Source organism: Bathymodiolus thermophilus thioautotrophic gill symbiont, assembly GCF_003711265.1.
Classification (GTDB): domain Bacteria; phylum Pseudomonadota; class Gammaproteobacteria; order PS1; family Pseudothioglobaceae; genus Thiodubiliella.
In genome coordinates, this window is the sequence record NZ_CP024634.1 from 2,530,064 (window position 1) to 2,548,404 (window position 18,341).

The following is an 18,341-nucleotide window of genomic DNA, read 5'->3' on the forward strand; positions in this document are numbered from 1 at the left end:
TAATCTTAAATGATTTTTCCTGAATAATTTTCAATACCTGGATTATTTTTTACGCCTTTAATGGTTGGATGATTGACTTTTTTAAGATTAAGATGTTTTTGTTTGCGGAGATAATCTGCTGCCACATCCCACATTAAACGACCATTGCCCACCGAACCAACTTGCGCCCAACCCGATACTTTATAAGATTTATTTGGGTCAATCGCCGTCCCCTCGTCATCAACAATATTGCTGATGCGATTACCCAAACTTTTAGCAGGATCAATTGTGTAATCCAACCCACCTATACGCACCATATCGCCACCTGACTGTAAATATGGGTCTTGCACAAATAAGTTTTCTGCAATACCTTCTAAGATGTCTTTAAGTTGCGCACCTTTTAATTCATTAACATAAGTTTCGCCGTAAGTCATTGAAGTATTGGTCATTAAATCTTCCATAGTAACATCATGCCCTGCTGGTACGCTGGTACCCCAACGCACGCCAGCTGACATGGCAAAGTCTGCGTTATGTTCTTCACGCAATGAATTAACCAACACTTGATCCCAAGTCCCCATAAAGTTACCACGGCGATAAAGGGTTTGCTCAGTGGTACAAAGTTTTTCGGTCAAAATTGCATCAAAAGTTTTACCAACACGCTTTGGATTGTTGCTCATTGTACTACTGCGTGCTTCAACCACATTGCGGTCGTATTTGGTTTGACGCATTTTATTAATATATGACACCATCGCTGCATCAGGCTTAATCAAATTGGTAATAATGGGCAACATCTTATAGTTATAGCCAACCACTTTATGGTCTTTAATATCCAAATCCATCACCCCAATATACTTACCCGAACACCCTGCATTAGTTACCACGGTTGTCCCACCTGCATTTTTTACTTCAATAGGTTTTGGCATACCGTCATGCGTATGACCACCAAAAATCGCATCAATACCACTAATGCGTGATGCCATTTTAATATCCACATCCATGCCATTATGAGAAACCAAAATCACCGCATCAGGCTTTTCATTTGCACGAATATCAGCCACCAGTTCAATCATCTCATCTTCACGCAAGCCAAATGACCAATCTGGGAAAAAGTATTTTTGTGGATTGGCGTTTGAAGTTCTAGGAAAGGCTTGTCCAATGACTGCAATACGATGTCCGCCCACATTTTTAATCACATAAGGCTTAAATGGTAGAGCGTCGTCCTCGTTATAAAGTCCTCTGCCATCATATTTTTCCGTCATAGAAATGTATTTATCACCCAGCAAAGCGTCTTCTAAAATGCGCACATTTTGACCCAGAAAATCCCCTTTAAAAAAACCAATATTCTTAAGTGTCTCTTCTTCTTTGTAGGTGAATTCCCAATGCCCAACCATCACATCCACTCCCAGCATATTACACGCCTCAACCATATCGGCACCCCGCGTCCAAAGCGATGTGCCAGAGCCTTGCCAAGTATCACCCCCATCAACGGTAAGTGTATTCTGCACACCACCTGCACTCTCACGCAACGAATCTAAAACAGTTTTAATCTGACCAAAGCCACCCGTTTTGCCGTATTTAGCCGCCAATTCTTCAAAATTATTGTAAGTAAAAGCATACGCTTCAGGTGAACCGGGTTTAACGCCAATTTGTTTGAGTAACTTATTACCCACTACATGAGGCAATTGCCCAAAAGTTGAGCCAAAACCTAAATTAACATTTGGCTCACGGAAATAATTCGGCAATAAATTACCATGGGTATCAGTAATATGCAAAATACGCGCATTACCTGTTTTTGCCACCTCATACTTATTTTCCTGAGTAGCTAACTTATCTGCATCATTGCCACAACCACCAATCAAGCCAGCCGTCGAACCAGCACCCAAAACCTTTATAAAATCTCTACGCGTCAAAGCCATTCTTCGTTCCTAGTCATTGCAAAAGGAAATAATTTTACTGCGTCTAACCCTAAAGTGCAAAACTATCACTAAATTATAATATTCTAAAATAGACTTAATATCTTTAAGACATCCCAAAACTTAAGTATAAAAAACAGCATTTTTCAATAACAAAAAAACCATAGGCATCCCTCTATAAAGCATTTAAAGTAAGGCTTTTACATAAAATATAGATGATTAGGAAAAATCAATTTTTGCTCAACTTGGTGATTTTCTCAAACCTTGTCTTAGCAAGCACCAAGGCTGGATTTATCCCCTTAGAGGGCTCTAGGTGTCGCTGGAAAAATTACCAAGTTAGTGAAAGTGGACTCCTGATGATTGCCCATATTTATACAAAGATCTTAAAGTAACCCCTGTATTATTGATTAAAAAAATAGATATTTAACCACAAGTTCAGATTAGAAGAAATCAACAAAGAACAAAGGCTTGGAATTGACTTGTAACTGATAAATGAACTCCATTTGACCCTATAAGCGTTAAACACTTATCAAGATTAATAAAGAACCAACAATGGGATCAAACTAATCGCCAACAGAATAAGAAATCTTAGGTTGCCGCCTAGATATAATTAAAACACCCGACAAATTTGCCAGGGTGTTTTAATTGCAAATCTTTTGCATAAGTCTTTACTTAAAGTATGATACCTATACCTATCTCTCTCAATATCGTGTCTTTTATATTCAGTGTAGAATTACCCGCTACCACCTTTGCTCCCCTTACATCTCCTTGCAACAGTTTTTGTATAATTTGTGCATCAAAACTACTGTCGGTTGCCACCTTGATATCTAACTTCGCCGCCTTCCAAATATCTCCAAAAAAACCTGCTCCTTTCACTTTTTGCATTGAAGATTCGCTCATCGCAAGTGAACCAGTATTTTGTAGAAATACTGGGGAAGAAACAACTGGGTTTTGACTTAGATTGGAATTTGCCATGCTAACACCCGAAGATACTACTCCTGTGACAATCACAATTGGTACCAATATTTTTTTTAAATTAAACATATACTCTCCCTATTAAGATTACAATTGATTAGTTCAATCAAACTTTTGCGAAAAACTCGCATGTAAATGTAATTAATTCTATTAGGAATTAATCAATTTATTTGAAAATAATAACACACTTCCCTCTAAAGAAAAAGTTTTTTTATAAAAAAGTTTTTGTGTAAATAATTTTTCTAGGACACTCAGTAGTTTTCACTCATTACTAACTGCGAATCCATGGTATTGGATGTCTTATGTGGTAACACTACTTTAGAATGCCAATTGATAATAGTTATCATATACGCTATGCCACCTGCAACCCCGATGTAAATGATGTCTGTAGACCAAACTTGATTGGCATGGTTAATACCAGGACCTTGAAGTTTGTAACTGTGCTTCTTGTGTGTTTTGATTGATATAGTTGCATTAACTTGTTTAACTACCAATACTGCCTTTAAGCCCAGTTTTTAATGATAGCGTACAATCGTATTTAGGCTTACCTTGTAGCCGTCTTCAAGCAATTGTTAATGTACTTTTTTTCGCCGTAAATGGATATGCGTTCAAATACTTTGCTAATGTGATTTTTGACGGTTTGCTTATTTTTTCGCTTGATTTAACGGTTCTGAAATAAGGAAAGTTAAATTGCTGGGATTTCATAAAAGCCTTCTTTAGTAAGAAAATATTTTTTTTGAAAAATATTCATTTTTTAAAAAAAAATATGTTATTATTGGATTTAAATTAATTAATTCCCAACGGAGTTAATTACATTTTATGCGAATTTTTCGCAAAAGTTTGATTGAGCTGATCAATTGTAATTCTAAGGGGCTATATGTTTAATTTAAAAAAAATATTGACAGGGGCTGTTATTGCTACAGGGTTAGCATCTTCAGGTATTAGCATGGCAAATTCCAATTCTTCTCCAGCATTTCTACAAAATACCGGTTCACTTGCGATGAGCGAATCTTCAATGCAAAAAGTGAAAGGAGCAGGTTTTCTTTCAGATGTTTGGACAGCGATGAAGGTAGATATTAAAATAGCAACCCATCCTATATATGCTGTAAAAATTGCACGCAAACTGCTTAACGGGGATGTAAAAGGGGCAGAAAAGGTAATGTTCAAGAATAATGTTGAAATGAATGCAGGAACGCTGTGGAAAAATTCTTACCTATACAGCATAAAAAAAACAATTGGCCTTATACCCCTATAAAAAACTTGTAATTTATGCAAAGGTCTCAAAGAAAATTGTGTTTTTAATTTACTAGAGGTAAAAAATAAAATATATTTTCATAATTCTGGCTTTCCTAGGAATTTCTTTTTCTGTTTTTTCAGAAAAAAATTTTAAAAATTGGCAAGATTTAAAATTTAAAAATGTCACACCACAACTGTACGATTTTAGTTGTGGTGTGGCTGCGTTAACGACACTATTCAATTATCAATTTGGTAGGAATACTAAGGAGCAAAAACTTTTACTTGGTTATTTAAAAAGTCTGTCGAAAAAACGGCAGAACAAAATAACAGAGCTTGGACTTTCTCTTTTTGAGTTAAAAGAAATCGGAGAATACTCTGGGTTCCAAGTTTATGTTGTTAGAATTCCATTTCAAGGCTTGGTAAAAACAAATAAACCGGCGTTGGTTTATATTGAAAATGAAAAGTTCAAGCACTTTGTCGTGTTTCGTGGATTTAAGCAAGGTAAAGTTTTTCTAGCCGACTCTTCAATTGGTAATCGTTCGATCCTTCCCAAAGATTTTATAAAATTGTGGAAAGGAACCGCAGCGTTGTTTCTTGTCAGTAACAAAGAAAAAGATTTGAATATCTTAGATATTCATAATAAAGAATTAATTTTCCCTCAATATAGAGCAATAGAGGGCATGTTGAGATAATTTACAAGCGAGGTGTTGGCTCGCTTTTTTTAAAATATTGCAAGATCTTTGTATGAGTGTGGACGATTAACAAAATTCAATTTTGCTAAAGTGGTGATTTTATTAAACCTTATCTCAACAAGAGACCCCTGTATTAGACATAAATATGAACTAAAGGCCAACTTTTATTCAACATCCATGTCTAAATGTAGGGGTCTCGTCGTATGTTTTCTTTTTAATTAAAGGGGTAAAAAATGAAAAAAACCTTTAAAGCAATCATTACTGGTATTTTGTTTTTAGTTTTTTCACAAAATTCTCTTGCAGAGGAGGAGGGTAAAGTTGGGATCAAATCAAAAGATGATTTAAAAGCCTATTTAGAGATGTTTAGAAATTCTCATTCTTTGTTGAAAAAAGGAAAATTTAGATTTACAGAATCACTGTCTTATCAATTTGATGGAAATTCAACACTTTTTACGGAAGAGTCTTTAAGGGTTATTAACTTATATTCTAGTTTAGAATACGGGTTAACAAAAAACATTGGCATCTATGGGGTTTTTTTGTATTCTAATGCTTCTAAAAATGTAAAAACAGCCTACACCAATAATGAAGAAACAATCGTCGCCAATATTAAAGAATCTTCTAATTCTAGATTTTCAAAAATTGGCATTAAAAAAGTTATATTTTTGGAAGAAAATAACTTTCCAGAATTGGTGTTAGACTTCTCATTTTCTGGCAAAAATAAAGAAAAAAATAAAACGATTTCCTCTAAAATTAATTTGATAAAATCTTTCGACCCCATTGTTTTATTGGGTAGTTTTGGCTTAAATTATGAGACTGATTCATATAAAAAATCTGTTGCTTTGGTCGGAGGAATTGGTTTTGGAATCAACGACAAAATAGCATTGGGCTCTGATTTATCTTGGTCTATTCCAATTGGCAATAATTTTGATTCAAAAAAAGATAACGCTATGCTTTCGGGTAGAGTTATTATCACTTCTGCACAAGATACTTTTGAACCATCGGTAAGCTTTGGTTTGACGGAATTTTCTCCAGATATGTCTTTAGGAATTTCTTGGTCAAGAAGATTCTAAAGGAGATGATTCTGCTGTTTAGGGAGAATACAACTAATACTATTGAATTATTAAACTCAATGATCAAAAAAAACCATCAAAAAACAGAAAGATTTTTAATAATAACAAGGTCTTTGCATAAATATAAATAATCATCAAAATCCACTTTTTACCCACTTGTCAATTCTTTAGGCCCAGCCTTGGCATTGCCAGGATAAGGTTCAAAGAAATTGCCAATTGATCAAGAATTGAATTTTGATGATTATTTATACCAAGGCCTCAATTTACATCTATACCATTTTCTAAAATAAACCAAACAATATAGCGCTTTATAATCACCCAAATATTAGTGGTAAAAATACCTAATTATTGATAGCGTGGATATTTTGTTACTGTTAATACTTGAGATGAGGATAAACGCCAGATTGTTTGCTTTATTCTTGAAAATAGTATTACAAAGAGCCAGTACCGCAAGCACCTTCCGACTCAGAATCACCTGTCAAATCCCACACAAAATCTTCCTCTTGAGGTGCATTTTCTACTTTATTTTTCCAACCTCGAGACATATAATATCCACTATTTCCAGATTCAAGTTCAATGCGATCCACTCCTGCCTCTTGATATCTGCGAACTATATGACCCAAGAGTGATGACCCTCCTCCCTTAACAATTGTCGTCTGACCGCCTACCAGTCCCTCAGGGTTTGCCACAAGTATTCTAATTTGAGGGGTTACCCCTACTGTATTGTCAGTGTAGGCTATAGCCTCCACCTCCCCTTTGTAAAGGGCAACATGGACTTCTTGTTGCATGGGCGTTAGACTGGTTTCAGAATATTCCAAATCATTATTAACATCTGTAGACATAACAGTTGAGAGTTTTGAGGAATGACTAGCCTCAGAGGGGCCAAAATTAATGTCAAATGCTCCCCATTTAGACAAAATGGGCTCAATATCTTCTTTGTATCCTGCAATATCTTCTGCGATTTTTAAATCATAGGTTTTAAATTGAAAATCATTGTCTAAATCAAACACTTTATACAATTCATTTGTAACTGGATTTATTTCAAAATGATAAGGGGGGAATGCATTTTCCCCGAATTGATATGTCTGAGGATTAATATACAATGTACCGGCATAAAGCAAACCGCTACAAATTATAGTTATTAATAATAAGGTTTTTAAAAAACCAAAAAAAAATAGTGTTAAATTGAATTTGCATGTTTCTAAAAAGTTGTACGATTTGGGGTGCAAAAAAATAGTGTATTTTTCTAAATCTCAGGAACCTTCAAGGGGATTCTAAAGTTAGTAACTAAAATCAAAAACGATTTTTTCACCCTTATTTCAAGGTTTATCTTGTTATTACTATAAAAATATTCACTCCATTGGAGACCTTTGCATAAATATAAATAATCATCAGGAATCCACTTTTCACCCACTTGGTAATTTTTTAAACCCAGCCTTAGCCCTGCTAGGACAAGGTTTAAGAAAATTACCAAGTGGGCAAAAATTGAATATCATCCATATTTATGCAAAGGTCTCCATTAAATGAGAAAATTTACTTTTATCATTTGTCAAGTATACCACTTCCGAATGTTTTAGAGAATTTAAAAAATCTAAAAATAGAAGCCCAAAATCTAGCACCACCTATTACTCCGCCTACATTTATAGCCCTTTGTATAAATATGAATCATCATCAAAACCTACCTTTTACCAGGTTGGAAAAAATTGAATTTTGCCAATCATCCATATTTATACAGAGGTCTATCGTTATAATACTCACATGAATATCAAACAACTGCTTCACAACATTACCTCAACTGAGTTCAACTTTGCCGTAGCAGGATTGTGCCTCAACTCACAACAAGTACAAGAAGGCGATGTATTTATTGCCCTACAAGGGCGCTCAACTCATGGCATTCAGCACATTAACCAAGCCATTGAAAACGGCTGTATTGCTGTGTTGATTGACTCAAAAGACATTGAGTGTCGTGTGCCTGCTATTCGTATTGACGATTTAGGACTGCACTTACCTGTTCTGGCAAAACAAATGTATGGTGAAGCACTAAATGTAGAGATAATCGGCATTACTGGCACAAATGGCAAAACCTCAGTGGCTTGTTTTATCTCGCAATTGCTCACTTTATTAGGGGTTAAAAATGGGTTGATTGGCACACTGGGTATTGGTCAATCTGAGCAATATTCTCAGCACACCACACCCGATATTCTCACACTCTACCGCACACTTGCTGGGTATTTTAAAAATGGCATAAAAACCGCTGTATTAGAAGTGTCATCACATGGCATTGATCAAGACAGAATTGCAGGTCTCAACCTCACACATGCAGTGCTTACCAACCTCACGCAAGACCACTTAGATTACCACCAAAATCTTAGCGCCTATCAAAGTACTAAGGCACGATTATTCTCACTAGCCAGTGTTACTACCACTATTCTTAATCGAGACGATGAACATTATGTCAATTTTTTAGAAGTGGCAAAAGGCAAGAAAATCATCGACTTTGGTTTAGATGATTTTGACGACATCAAACCTACCGAACAAGGTTTTTTGGTCACACTACAAGATTATGTTTTTGAGGTACCTTTCTTAGGTGAATACAATTTATCAAATATCTTGGCTGCCTTTAACACGCTTAAAGCCTATGGATTTGACATTGAAAAAATCATCCCCCTACTACACAAACTCACGCCACCACTAGGCAGAATGCAGAAAATAGACAACCATTTGGTGTGGATAGACTACGCCCACACACCAGATGCCATCGAAAACACCATCACTTCACTGCAAAAACACTATCCAAACTTTAAAATTCGCCTGGTATTTGGTTGCGGTGGCAATCGAGATCAAGACAAACGCGCAAAAATGGGCAAAATTGCCTCAAAATTAGCAGACACCCTTATTTTAACCAACGATAACCCACGCAATGAAAACCCGCGTGCCATTATTGACGACATCTTGAATGGTATTGACGACAGTTATGAAGTGGACATCACCTTAGACAGACAACTTGCCATTGAAACTGCCATCACCACCTTGGGCGAAAATGAATGCCTGCTCATCGCTGGCAAAGGACATGAAACCACACAACAATTTAAAGACAATATCGTTGATTTAAATGATATTCAAATTGCCCAAAACATTCTTAAATCTTCTTGAAAAAGGCGCAATACCCAGTCATATAAATACCAATTTTCATCTTTTTTTATCAACCCAACAGTTGAGTACTAACTATATCAACAAAAATATAAGCACCATATTATTTCAAATAATATGAGACCTCTGCATAAATATGAATTAATATAACTGTTTTAGAAAAAACGGTATAATACGAATTTTTAGCAACAAAACAAAAAAATTATGTTTAAAATTTTAACTCTAGTTTTATTAGGTTTTACTTTGTCAGGTTGTTTTCTCACTAAAGTTGTTACCGTGCCAATGCGTGTTGTCGGTGCAGTTGTTTCAGTAGTGCCAGTAGTTGGCAATACAATGGATGCTGCGATTGATACAGCTGCTGATACACTGGATGCTGTTCCCCTTTAAAGAGAATCGTAACGCAGCGTTTTATTGCTCCAATATAAATAAAACCACTCAAAATCCAGTGTGTGTAAATTACACTGGATTTTTTTGACGACTTTTTAACAAGACCAATGGCTTAATTGACATCACTTAAAATACAAAATAATTTACACTTTACAGGCTATAACCGTTAAAAATAACAAATAAAATTGTTTTTTAACGGTTATAATAGTAAATTATGGCAAAAAAACCTGAAATCTTTGAAAACATCCAGCGCTTGCGAAAGCGTTATTATGCTTCATTCCAAAACAAGCAATCGTTATTAGACTTGCTCTCAGAAACCGAAGTTGGAGAGCAGGTTTATGACTCCAATGCAATTGAGAATTCCACGCTTACCCTAGGCGATACTGAGAAAGTTTTATTGCAAATTGACCTCGATAAATACATTTCTGAACGAGAGTTATTTGAAGCAAAAAACCTTGCTCGTGTGGTTGACTATATCAACAAAAAAGCCACACAATCGGAACTTACCTTGGAGATTATTCTGCTATTACATCAAATGTTACTGGCCAATATCAATGATGATTTTGCAGGAAGATGGCGACAAAAGGACGAATGGGTGCGAGTTGGCAATCATATTGCCGTTGCCCCTGAGCAAATTATCAACAAATTACACAAAATGCTGGCAGATTATTTTGCAACAAATGATGAACATATTATTAAACGCATTGCCCTACTACACTTGCAATTTGAGCAAATTCATCCTTTTATTGATGGCAATGGGCGCATTGGGCGTGTGTTAAATAATTATTTGTTAATTCGTGATGGCTTTGTACCGATTAATATTAAATTCATTGATAGAGCAGATTATTACAGCGCTTTTAGCGAATTTAATGAAACAGGAAAAACCAAAGTAATGGAGCAAATTATCGGCACAGCATTGTCAAATAGCTACCACAAACGCTTGGCATACTTAGAAGGCAAAGAAATTATCACCTTAGCAGATTACGGCAAACGGCACAAAATATCACACGCCAATCTCATTAACAAAGCCAAACGCCAAACCATTGCCGCTTTTTCTGAAAAAGGCAAATGGAAAATTGGTGATTAGTCCTAAAAAACCAATTAAGATAAACTTAAGACAATAAACCTCTTGATTTAATTCTTAATAAAACCCCTGCGTAAGCAGGGATTTTTATTGGGAATTACTTTATTTTTTTAAAGATTGATCAATAAAACGGCACCAAAATTATTCATATCATCACCATCTATATCCATCTTTTCAAACTCAACACGATATTTCATTGTCTCATTAATTTTTCCATCTACACCAATGCCATAAAATATATCGGTACCATCCAATTCGGATGATACACCAGTGGAAGTATTTGTAGTTTTAAAGTCCCAAGAATGAAAACCTAATTTAACAAAAGGTAAAAAATCTTCACCTGAATTGAAATAATACAATCCAGCCACACCGAAACTATTTCCAGATGTATCCAGTATAGTTACTACACCATCTACTGTTATGGCATCTTTAGTAAAATTAGTAAATTGCAATTCAGTAGCCACATTATCATTTAAACGCTTACCAACTAACGCCTTAAAACTAGTGCTTTTGTATTTCAAAGTATATCTTGTTCCAGAAATAACAATATTTTCTTTGTATTTACTTGATGTACCCCCAATACCAAAATATATGCCATTGGTGTTGGTGCTGGTGCTGGTGCTGGTGTTTGCATATGCTATTGAAATCAAAAAATTAGACAATACAATTATTTTTATTAAGTTTTTCATTTTTATCCTTATATAATACTTAAAAATTTTACCACAAGTCACAATAATCACACCTAAAATAATGCTCTCATCTGACACACACACTATTGCCAAAATGCTAAAAATTGATTGCCCTGTCAATGTTAAGTTTAATGGCGTTTGCACCGATACACGAAAACGCATGGATGGCGCTTTGTTTGTGGCATTGATTGGGGATAATTTTGATGCACATAACTACCTTCATCAAGCACAAAAAATGGGGGCGGTGGCTGTTGTAGTCAGTAAAAAAGTGGATTCAAATTTACCCTCATTGGTGGTTGAAAATACACAAACAGCATTGGGTTTAATCGCCCACTGGCATTTGCAAAATATCAAGCCTACTGTCATTGCCATTACGGGCAGTAACGGTAAAACAACCACCAAAAATATGTTAAAAAATATTCTGCAATTAAAGGCACCCACTTTAGCAACCCAAGGCAATCTTAACAATCATCTTGGCGTGCCAATGACTTTACTGGCATTGAAGAAAAAACACCAATATGCAATCATTGAAATGGGCGCCAATCATTTGAATGAAATTCAGCATTTATGCACGCTTGCACCGCCTGATATTGCACTTGTAACGAATACTTTGGATGCCCATATTGGCGAATTTGGTGGCTTTGATAATTTGGTTCAAGCCAAAAGTGAAATTTACACCTGTCATTCAAAAAATATTGTCAATACACAAACCACTTTTACAGGTGATATAAGTTTTGGCGAGGGTGGCAATGTGTTTGCCAGTAAGATTGACAACAATTGTTTTACTTTACACATTGTCAATAAAAAAGTACCTATTATGCTGCAACTACTTGGTAGGCATAATATTGACAATGCCTTAGCGGCAAGTGCTTGCGCTTATGCGCTAGGGATTGACATTAATCTAATCAAGCAGGGTTTGGAAAATACAACACCTGAAGCAGGTAGGCTGAATATTATTCAACAACCCAATCTTACTATTATTGACGACACTTATAACGCCAGCCCTCAATCCATGGAAGCGGCAATTGCCACTCTGTTAAATTTTGAAGGTGAAAAAATTGCCATACTTGGCGATATGGCAGAACTTGGCAACAACACCAAAGCCTTTCACCAAGAAATCGGGCAATTGGCTAAAAATACACTGGATAAAGTTTATACCTACGGAGAATTGGCAAAACATTACGAAGGTCTTCACTTTGACGATTTAGAGTGTTTAGCATCACATCTTTTAACTCATCACACCAACGCCACCCTACTAATCAAAGGCTCTCGTATCGTTAAACTTGAGCAATTAGTAAAGCATCTGCAAAAATAACACCATTCTTGCTTGACCTTTGACACAAATATAGCGATAATACTGGACTTGTTTATATGTTCTTCATTTTTTTGTATTTTATATACAGTAGATGACACATAACGCAATTGTTTATGTTTTGTATTTTTTTTTGCTTAAGAGCGTGAAATGCAAGGCATTTTTTATCAGACAGTATTTCATATACGGCAGATGGAAAATAACGCAGTAGTTCACGCTCTTAAGCAAAAAAAGCGCTCGTAGCTCAACTGGATAGAGTACTCGGCTACGAACCGAGCGGTTGCAGGTTCGACTCCTGCCGAGCGCACCATATTTTTTTTTCTAAACCCTTGTGAATATGCAGGGGTTTTTTGGTTTAGGCTGGTAAGATATTTTTTTATGATGACAATACCTAATATTTTAACTTTATCTAGAATTGCGTTAATTCCGCTTTTTGTGGTGTTGTATTATTTTCAACCTGCTTATACGGATGTGCCAATATTCACTTGGATTAATTTTTCGGTTACGGGTATTTATGCTGCTATTAGTATGACGGATTATTTAGATGGGTACTTGGCGAGGAAGTTGAAAATGACTTCAAAATTGGGGGCTTTTTTGGATCCTGTGGCGGATAAGTTGATGGTTTCAACGGCGTTGGTTTTGTTGGTTGATTATTATCCTAGTAATACACATTGGTATATTGGTGTTTGTGCGTTGATTATCATTTCTAGGGAAATTTTGGTGTCGGCATTGAGGGAGTGGATGAGTACTATTGGTCAGCGCTCTACTATTAATGTTTCATTTATTGGCAAGGTAAAAACCTTTGTGCAGATTTTTGCTATCTTATTCTTGCTTTATCAGCAACCCTTCTTTGGCTTGCCAAGTTTCGATATTGGTGTGGCATTATTGTTGTCTGCAACTTTGTTGACTTTATACTCTGGTTTAATTTATTTGAAAGAAGGTGTAAAAACATTCAAACCTTGACAAAAAACACATTATAATATGCCACTTATGCGGGAATAGCTCAGCTGGTAGAGCATCACGTTGCCAACGTGAATGTCGCGAGTTCGAATCTCGTTTCCCGCTCCAATTTCGAAGCCTGTCCTGACAGGCTTTTTTTTATTACCGCTTTATTCTTGGCCGGATAGCAAAGCGGTTATGCAGGGGCCTGCAAAGCCTTACAGACCAGTTCGATTCTGGTTCCGGCCTCCAAAATACAATAAAAAGCCCGACTATAGTCGGGCTTTTTATTGTCTGAAAGAACGATTCTTACAAAGATTTAAGGCGTAAGCGCAATGCATTAAGTTTAATAAAACCTGCTGCATCTTTTTGATCATAAGCACCTTGATCATCTTCAAAGGTAGCAATTTTCTCACTAAACAATGAATTATCAGATTGACGACCGACCACAATCACATTACCCTTGTAAAATTTAAGACGCACAACGCCATTCACAACTGCTTGAGTTTGGTCAATTGCCGCTTGCAACATTTCACGCTCAGGTGCAAACCAAAAACCGTTGTAAACCATATTGGCATATTTGGGCATTAATTCATCTTTCAAATGTGCTGCTTCTCGGTCTAGCGTAAGACTTTCCATGGCACGATGTGCCTTTAGCATTACTGTGCCAGCAGGTGTTTCATAACAACCACGGGACTTCATACCGACAAAACGATTTTCAACAATATCATCACGACCAACACCATGTGCGCCTGCTCGCTGATTCAAATCTTCCATTACCGATGCAGGACTCATTGCCTGTCCGTTAATGGCCACAATATCGCCCTTTGAATAAGTTAACTCTACATATTCGGCTTTATCAGGTGCATTTTCAGGTGATGCTGTCCAACGCCACATATCGTCTTCTGGCTCTGCCCAAGGGTCTTCTAAAATATCACCTTCGTAAGAAATGTGGAGTAAATTTGCATCCATTGAATACGGGGATTTTTTATTTTGTTTTTGATAATCAATTTCAATGCCGTGTTTTTGCGCATAGTCCATCAAAGATTCTCGTGAAGACAAATCCCATTCACGCCAAGGGGCAATCACTTGAATATCGGCATCTAATGCGTAAGCATTTAGCTCAAAACGCACTTGGTCGTTGCCTTTACCTGTGGCACCGTGACTAATAGCATCAGCACCTACTTTGTTGGCAATTTCTACCAATCGTTTAGAAATTAATGGGCGTGCAATGGAAGTGCCAAGCAAATATTCACCTTCATAAATAGCATTAGCACGAAACATTGGGAAAACGAAATCACGCGCAAACTCTTCGCGTAAATCTTCAATATAAATCTCTTCGACACCCGCTGCTTTTGCTTTGGCACGCGCTGGCTCCACTTCTTCACCTTGACCAATATCGGCAGTAAAGGTAACCACTTCACACTGATAGGTATCTTGTAGCCATTTAACGATAATACTGGTGTCTAATCCGCCAGAATAGGCGAGAACTACTTTGTTTATTTTTGTTTTATTCATTTGTTTTTATACTCGAATGTTTTTGTTAATAAAATTTGGTTGCGCTGATTTAACACTTCAACCTTCCATCGCCCTGTCCATTTACGCCAAAGGTTTTTACTGGAATAAACACGCCAACGATTGCCTTTTGGGTGAAACCTAACTTCTGCCATTTTTTTACCTTTGTAGAGCCAGCGATGTCTAATCGTTTGCCCCTTGAGGTTTCTTAAGTTGGTGTAAAAGAATATTTTTTTCGTGCTATTGTCAATTTCACTAACCTTACCCTGTGGCATTCTATTGACAATATTAAGTGCAAAGGTTGCCTGAGAAATATGTTCATGTGGCCATGCAGCAAACGCCGTGTTGATCAAAAATAAACATCCCAATAATAAGTGCTTCATTATTCCACCCAAGTGATCACATGTTGATAAATTTCTTTTTGTGCTATTTTATCATCTCTAAAGGTGCGTCCACGCACAGAAATTCCTGCTAAATGCACTGAATTCTTATCACCACTAATTAGCGGATGCCAATCGGGTAAAGATTTGCCTTCGTACAACAATCGGTACGCACAAGTTGATGGCAACCAATTAAATTTATCACCCCAATCGGGATAAATTGTCAAACAATCTGGCACCCAAGATTGACGCATTTCATAGTGCGGACATTGGCAAGTTTCCTCATCAAGATAACGACAGGCTACATCGGTGAAATAAATTTCATTCGTATCTTCGTCTTCAATTTTATGCAAACAACAACGCCCACAACTGTCACACAATGATTCCCACTGTGTTCGTGTCATTTCTTCAAGTGAAAGCGTTTGCCAAAAATTATCTGTCATTTTTTTAAAACTTTTTGTGGAGTTGGGTCGTCTTTTGCAGTATTGTTTGTCGGTGTTTTGCTTGTAGTATTGTTTGCTGGTGTTTTGTTTGTAGTATTGTTTATCAATGTTTTGTTTGTCGGTGTTTTGCTTGTAGTATTGCTTGTCAATGTTTTGTTTGTTGGTGTTTTGCCTATAGTATTACTTGTCAATGTTTTGTTTGTTAGTGTTTTGCTTATAGTATTGTTTGTCAATGTTTTGCTTGCAGTATTATTCGCCAATGTCTTGGTGGTATTATTGAGAATTTTGGAATTTTCTAATAAAGAGCGCGCAATTTCTTGCATATTTGGCATTTTGCCAACAATTGATTTTTTTGAGTCATTGAGAATAGGATGGCTGTGCCTACGGGCTAAACGAGATTGTGCCTTGCTAAATCCTCGTTTTGCTGACTCTTGATACATTAACAATGCCTGCACAGGCTTTGCTGTGCGTTCAAAAAAATCGGCTAGGTAATATTGCGCTTCAGCATTAGATTGTATGGCCGCTTTTTCATACCAATATTGTGCTAATTTTAAATCCTTATTGCCCCCCATTTCTTTTTCATACAACTGTGCTAAACTCAACTGTGCTGGAGAAAATTCTAATTTTGCCGCCCTTGCATACCAATATTGAGCGCCTGTTATATTTTGTCCAAAATGGTATATTTTGGCTAATTTGTATTGTGCAGTTATGAAATCTTGTTGCGCCGCCTTCTCATACCAAAATATTGCTTGATTCAAATTTTTTGTTATACCAATGCCATTGTAATAAAATTCAGCCAAATTAAACTGTGCTGTGGGATAGCCAAGTTCGGCAACTTGTGAATACCAATAGAAAGCCAATTTAATATCTTTTCTAGTATTAATACCGTGATAATACATATTTGCCAAACTGAATTGTGACCTAGCATTGCCACTTTTGGCGCCTTTTTTTAATTGTGTCAACAGTTGCTTGGCCGATAATACTTGCTCGGCACTTAATTTTTGCTTAACAGTATTGTGCGCCTCTTTAGGTTGCAGAAGCTGCAATGCCTGTGTGTTTACACTTAATAACAATAATAAAATAAATCGAATCATAAAATTTAAAGAAAGTGTCAGAATACTGCTTATTTTAAAGCGTTTTTAATTAATTTGCGACAATAATCGTGCCATGCCAATAGCAACACCCGAACACTGTGGCAGTGAATTTTCAAGTTGTGATAAAAATTCTTGGTTCATTTCAGGCACAAATTTTGTCAATTGTTGGCGCTTGTTTAATTCCACGGAAAACACATCTTTATAATCTGCACCCGCTTGCAATTCATCGTAACCATTGGCAATTTCCACACCATTCATATACAGTTCAAACCGATGTGCCACTTGCCCTTCTACTCTAGCAAGTGCGGATTGACTGGCTGGATAATCATAAATAAAACACAATGGCAAAGCCTGCAACTGTGGCTCAATCAAATGCGTAAAAAGTAAAATTTGTAAATCTTCAATCCACTCAAAATCACTCGTTAAACCTTGTTCAATCGCTATTATCTTTAGCGTTTCAAAATCTGTATTTAAAATATCAATGTTGCCGTATTGTGTGAATGCCTGAGCATAAGACAACTTACTAACAGAGTAGCGGATGCCCAGTGTTTGTAACAGTTGAACAATATCATCCATCAATTGATGAATATCAAAACCAAGGCGGTAATACTCCATCATGGTAAATTCGTTAAAATTTTGACTGCCTTGTTCATTGTCACGAAACACTTGGCAAATCTGATAAATATCCCCACTGCCCTGTGCCAGCAGTTTTTTCATTTCTAATTCAGGCGAAGTGTGTAAATATTTCGATTTTTGCTCAATATCTTTATTAACTTGTGCCGTAATGCTGTCAATATAAACATCAGTAACAGGGGAGTCTAACAGCTGAAGCGTACATACTTCAACAACCTCTCGCTCAGAGAAAAATTGCCGTATGCTTGCCAAAAAACACGCATATTGCTTAAGTGCGTCCCGCATACTCATTCGTGCGCGTATCCACTTTGACTTTTTCACCAATACTAATAAATAATGGCACTTGCACCACCACACCCGTATTCATTGTTGCAGGTTTTCCACCCGTACCAGCCGTATCACCCTTTAACCCCGGATCGGTATCTACCACCTCAAGCATCACATGATTTGGCGGTGTTACCGAAATTGGATTATTATTCCAAAGCGTAATCACACACATATCCTGTTCCACCAAATACCCTTTAGCATCACCCATTCCTGTTTCATCGACCACATATTGCTCAAAAGATTCTGGATCCATAAAATTATAAGTATCGCCATCACTATACAAATACTGCATATCCAACTCCATCACATCCGCACCCTCCACAGACTCGCCAGATTTAAAAGTCTTCTCCAAGGTTTTACCCGTAATCAAGTCCCTTAACTTTACCTTATTAGACGCCTGCCCCTTACCCGGTTTGCGAATTTCATTACTTATAATTGAACAAGGATTGCCATCTAACATTAGTTTTAAGCCATTTTTGAACTGACTGGTTGAATAATTTGCCATTTTTTAAAATCACGAAAA

Annotated in this window: 19 protein-coding genes and 3 tRNA genes; 11 read left to right on the forward strand and 11 right to left on the reverse strand. The window is 36.5% G+C overall.

Annotation, left to right across the window (positions count from 1 at the left end):
• Positions 1 to 5: 5 nt before the first annotated feature.
• The 3 genes from MS2017_RS09255 to MS2017_RS09265 form a co-directional block, all read right to left on the reverse strand.
• Entirely contained in the window at positions 6 to 1,895 is a 1,890-nt protein-coding gene (locus MS2017_RS09255) for a 5'-nucleotidase C-terminal domain-containing protein (protein ID WP_122951984.1), read from the reverse strand.
• A gap of 669 nt (positions 1,896 to 2,564) precedes the next feature.
• Positions 2,565 to 2,936: a hypothetical protein gene (locus MS2017_RS09260; protein ID WP_122951985.1), complete on the reverse strand. Its 372-nt coding sequence runs from the start codon at positions 2,934 to 2,936 to the stop codon at positions 2,565 to 2,567.
• Between the two features lie 182 nt (positions 2,937 to 3,118).
• A complete protein-coding gene (locus MS2017_RS09265) occupies positions 3,119 to 3,361 on the reverse strand; it encodes a hypothetical protein (protein WP_122951986.1) in 243 nt (80 codons plus the stop codon).
• Positions 3,362 to 3,744: 383 nt separating this feature from the next.
• Here MS2017_RS09265 and MS2017_RS09270 point away from each other — a divergent pair, with 383 nt between their 5' ends.
• From MS2017_RS09270 to MS2017_RS09280, 3 genes are all read left to right on the forward strand, one after another.
• Positions 3,745 to 4,122 carry a hypothetical protein gene (locus MS2017_RS09270; RefSeq protein ID WP_122951987.1) on the forward strand — a complete coding sequence of 126 codons (378 nt, stop codon included), beginning with the start codon at positions 3,745 to 3,747 and terminating at the stop codon, positions 4,120 to 4,122.
• 175 nt (positions 4,123 to 4,297) lie between these two features.
• Entirely contained in the window at positions 4,298 to 4,795 is a 498-nt protein-coding gene (locus MS2017_RS09275; protein ID WP_277424509.1) for a C39 family peptidase, read from the forward strand.
• A gap of 233 nt (positions 4,796 to 5,028) precedes the next feature.
• Positions 5,029 to 5,865 carry a hypothetical protein gene (locus MS2017_RS09280; RefSeq protein ID WP_071564917.1) on the forward strand — a complete coding sequence of 279 codons (837 nt, stop codon included), beginning with the start codon at positions 5,029 to 5,031 and terminating at the stop codon, positions 5,863 to 5,865.
• Positions 5,866 to 6,296: 431 nt separating this feature from the next.
• Here the strand turns inward: MS2017_RS09280 and MS2017_RS09285 are convergent, their stop codons facing one another.
• Positions 6,297 to 6,875 (reverse strand): hypothetical protein, encoded by a 579-nt coding sequence (locus MS2017_RS09285; protein WP_164707690.1) that lies wholly within the window; start codon positions 6,873 to 6,875, stop codon positions 6,297 to 6,299.
• 748 nt (positions 6,876 to 7,623) lie between these two features.
• Between MS2017_RS09285 and MS2017_RS09295 the strand changes: the two genes are divergently transcribed.
• The 3 genes from MS2017_RS09295 (at position 7,624) to MS2017_RS09305 (ending at position 10,489) form a co-directional block, all read left to right on the forward strand.
• Positions 7,624 to 9,018, forward strand: a complete 1,395-nt coding sequence (locus tag MS2017_RS09295; RefSeq protein WP_071563722.1) for a UDP-N-acetylmuramoyl-L-alanyl-D-glutamate--2,6-diaminopimelate ligase — start codon at positions 7,624 to 7,626, stop codon at positions 9,016 to 9,018.
• Positions 9,019 to 9,219: 201 nt separating this feature from the next.
• Positions 9,220 to 9,402: a DUF6726 family protein gene (locus MS2017_RS09300; RefSeq protein ID WP_122951991.1), complete on the forward strand. Its 183-nt coding sequence runs from the start codon at positions 9,220 to 9,222 to the stop codon at positions 9,400 to 9,402.
• 214 nt (positions 9,403 to 9,616) lie between these two features.
• Entirely contained in the window at positions 9,617 to 10,489 is an 873-nt protein-coding gene (locus MS2017_RS09305; RefSeq protein ID WP_122951992.1) for a Fic family protein, read from the forward strand.
• Between the two features lie 107 nt (positions 10,490 to 10,596).
• Here the strand turns inward: MS2017_RS09305 and MS2017_RS09310 are convergent, their stop codons facing one another.
• Positions 10,597 to 11,175 (reverse strand): outer membrane beta-barrel protein, encoded by a 579-nt coding sequence (locus tag MS2017_RS09310; protein WP_164707691.1) that lies wholly within the window; start codon positions 11,173 to 11,175, stop codon positions 10,597 to 10,599.
• A gap of 61 nt (positions 11,176 to 11,236) precedes the next feature.
• On the opposite strand from MS2017_RS09310, the gene MS2017_RS09315 reads away from it, so the two are divergent.
• The 5 genes from MS2017_RS09315 to MS2017_RS09335 all read left to right on the forward strand — a co-directional run bounded on the left by MS2017_RS09315 (position 11,237) and on the right by MS2017_RS09335 (position 13,678).
• Positions 11,237 to 12,490 carry a UDP-N-acetylmuramoyl-tripeptide--D-alanyl-D-alanine ligase gene (locus tag MS2017_RS09315; RefSeq protein WP_122951994.1) on the forward strand — a complete coding sequence of 418 codons (1,254 nt, stop codon included), beginning with the start codon at positions 11,237 to 11,239 and terminating at the stop codon, positions 12,488 to 12,490.
• A 230-nt stretch (positions 12,491 to 12,720) separates the two neighbouring features.
• Positions 12,721 to 12,797, forward strand: a tRNA-Arg gene (locus MS2017_RS09320).
• Between the two features lie 68 nt (positions 12,798 to 12,865).
• Entirely contained in the window at positions 12,866 to 13,450 is a 585-nt protein-coding gene (gene pgsA, locus MS2017_RS09325; RefSeq protein ID WP_071565130.1) for a CDP-diacylglycerol--glycerol-3-phosphate 3-phosphatidyltransferase, read from the forward strand.
• Between the two features lie 29 nt (positions 13,451 to 13,479).
• Positions 13,480 to 13,555, forward strand: a tRNA-Gly gene (locus MS2017_RS09330).
• Between the two features lie 49 nt (positions 13,556 to 13,604).
• Positions 13,605 to 13,678 (forward strand) — tRNA-Cys (locus tag MS2017_RS09335).
• Between the two features lie 57 nt (positions 13,679 to 13,735).
• Here MS2017_RS09335 and MS2017_RS09340 read toward each other — a convergent pair.
• From MS2017_RS09340 to efp, 6 genes are read right to left on the reverse strand one after another with little or no spacing between them, the layout of a single operon-like run.
• Positions 13,736 to 14,944, reverse strand: a complete 1,209-nt coding sequence (locus MS2017_RS09340; protein WP_122951995.1) for an argininosuccinate synthase — start codon at positions 14,942 to 14,944, stop codon at positions 13,736 to 13,738.
• Positions 14,941 to 15,324 (reverse strand): DUF2914 domain-containing protein, encoded by a 384-nt coding sequence (locus MS2017_RS09345; protein ID WP_084032386.1) that lies wholly within the window; start codon positions 15,322 to 15,324, stop codon positions 14,941 to 14,943. The genes MS2017_RS09340 and MS2017_RS09345 overlap by 4 nt, the downstream gene beginning before the upstream one ends.
• Complete coding sequence (locus MS2017_RS09350; RefSeq protein ID WP_122951996.1) at positions 15,324 to 15,764, reverse strand: YcgN family cysteine cluster protein; 441 nt, start codon at positions 15,762 to 15,764, stop codon at positions 15,324 to 15,326. Before MS2017_RS09350 ends, MS2017_RS09345 begins: the two co-directional genes overlap by 1 nt.
• Positions 15,761 to 16,858 (reverse strand): tetratricopeptide repeat protein, encoded by a 1,098-nt coding sequence (locus MS2017_RS09355; RefSeq protein WP_071565127.1) that lies wholly within the window; start codon positions 16,856 to 16,858, stop codon positions 15,761 to 15,763. Before MS2017_RS09355 ends, MS2017_RS09350 begins: the two co-directional genes overlap by 4 nt.
• A 45-nt stretch (positions 16,859 to 16,903) precedes the next feature.
• Positions 16,904 to 17,782: an EF-P lysine aminoacylase EpmA gene (gene epmA / locus MS2017_RS09360; protein WP_122951997.1), complete on the reverse strand. Its 879-nt coding sequence runs from the start codon at positions 17,780 to 17,782 to the stop codon at positions 16,904 to 16,906.
• A complete protein-coding gene (gene efp, locus MS2017_RS09365) occupies positions 17,760 to 18,323 on the reverse strand; it encodes an elongation factor P (protein ID WP_071565125.1) in 564 nt (187 codons plus the stop codon). Before efp ends, epmA begins: the two co-directional genes overlap by 23 nt.
• Positions 18,324 to 18,341: the final 18 nt, after the last annotated feature.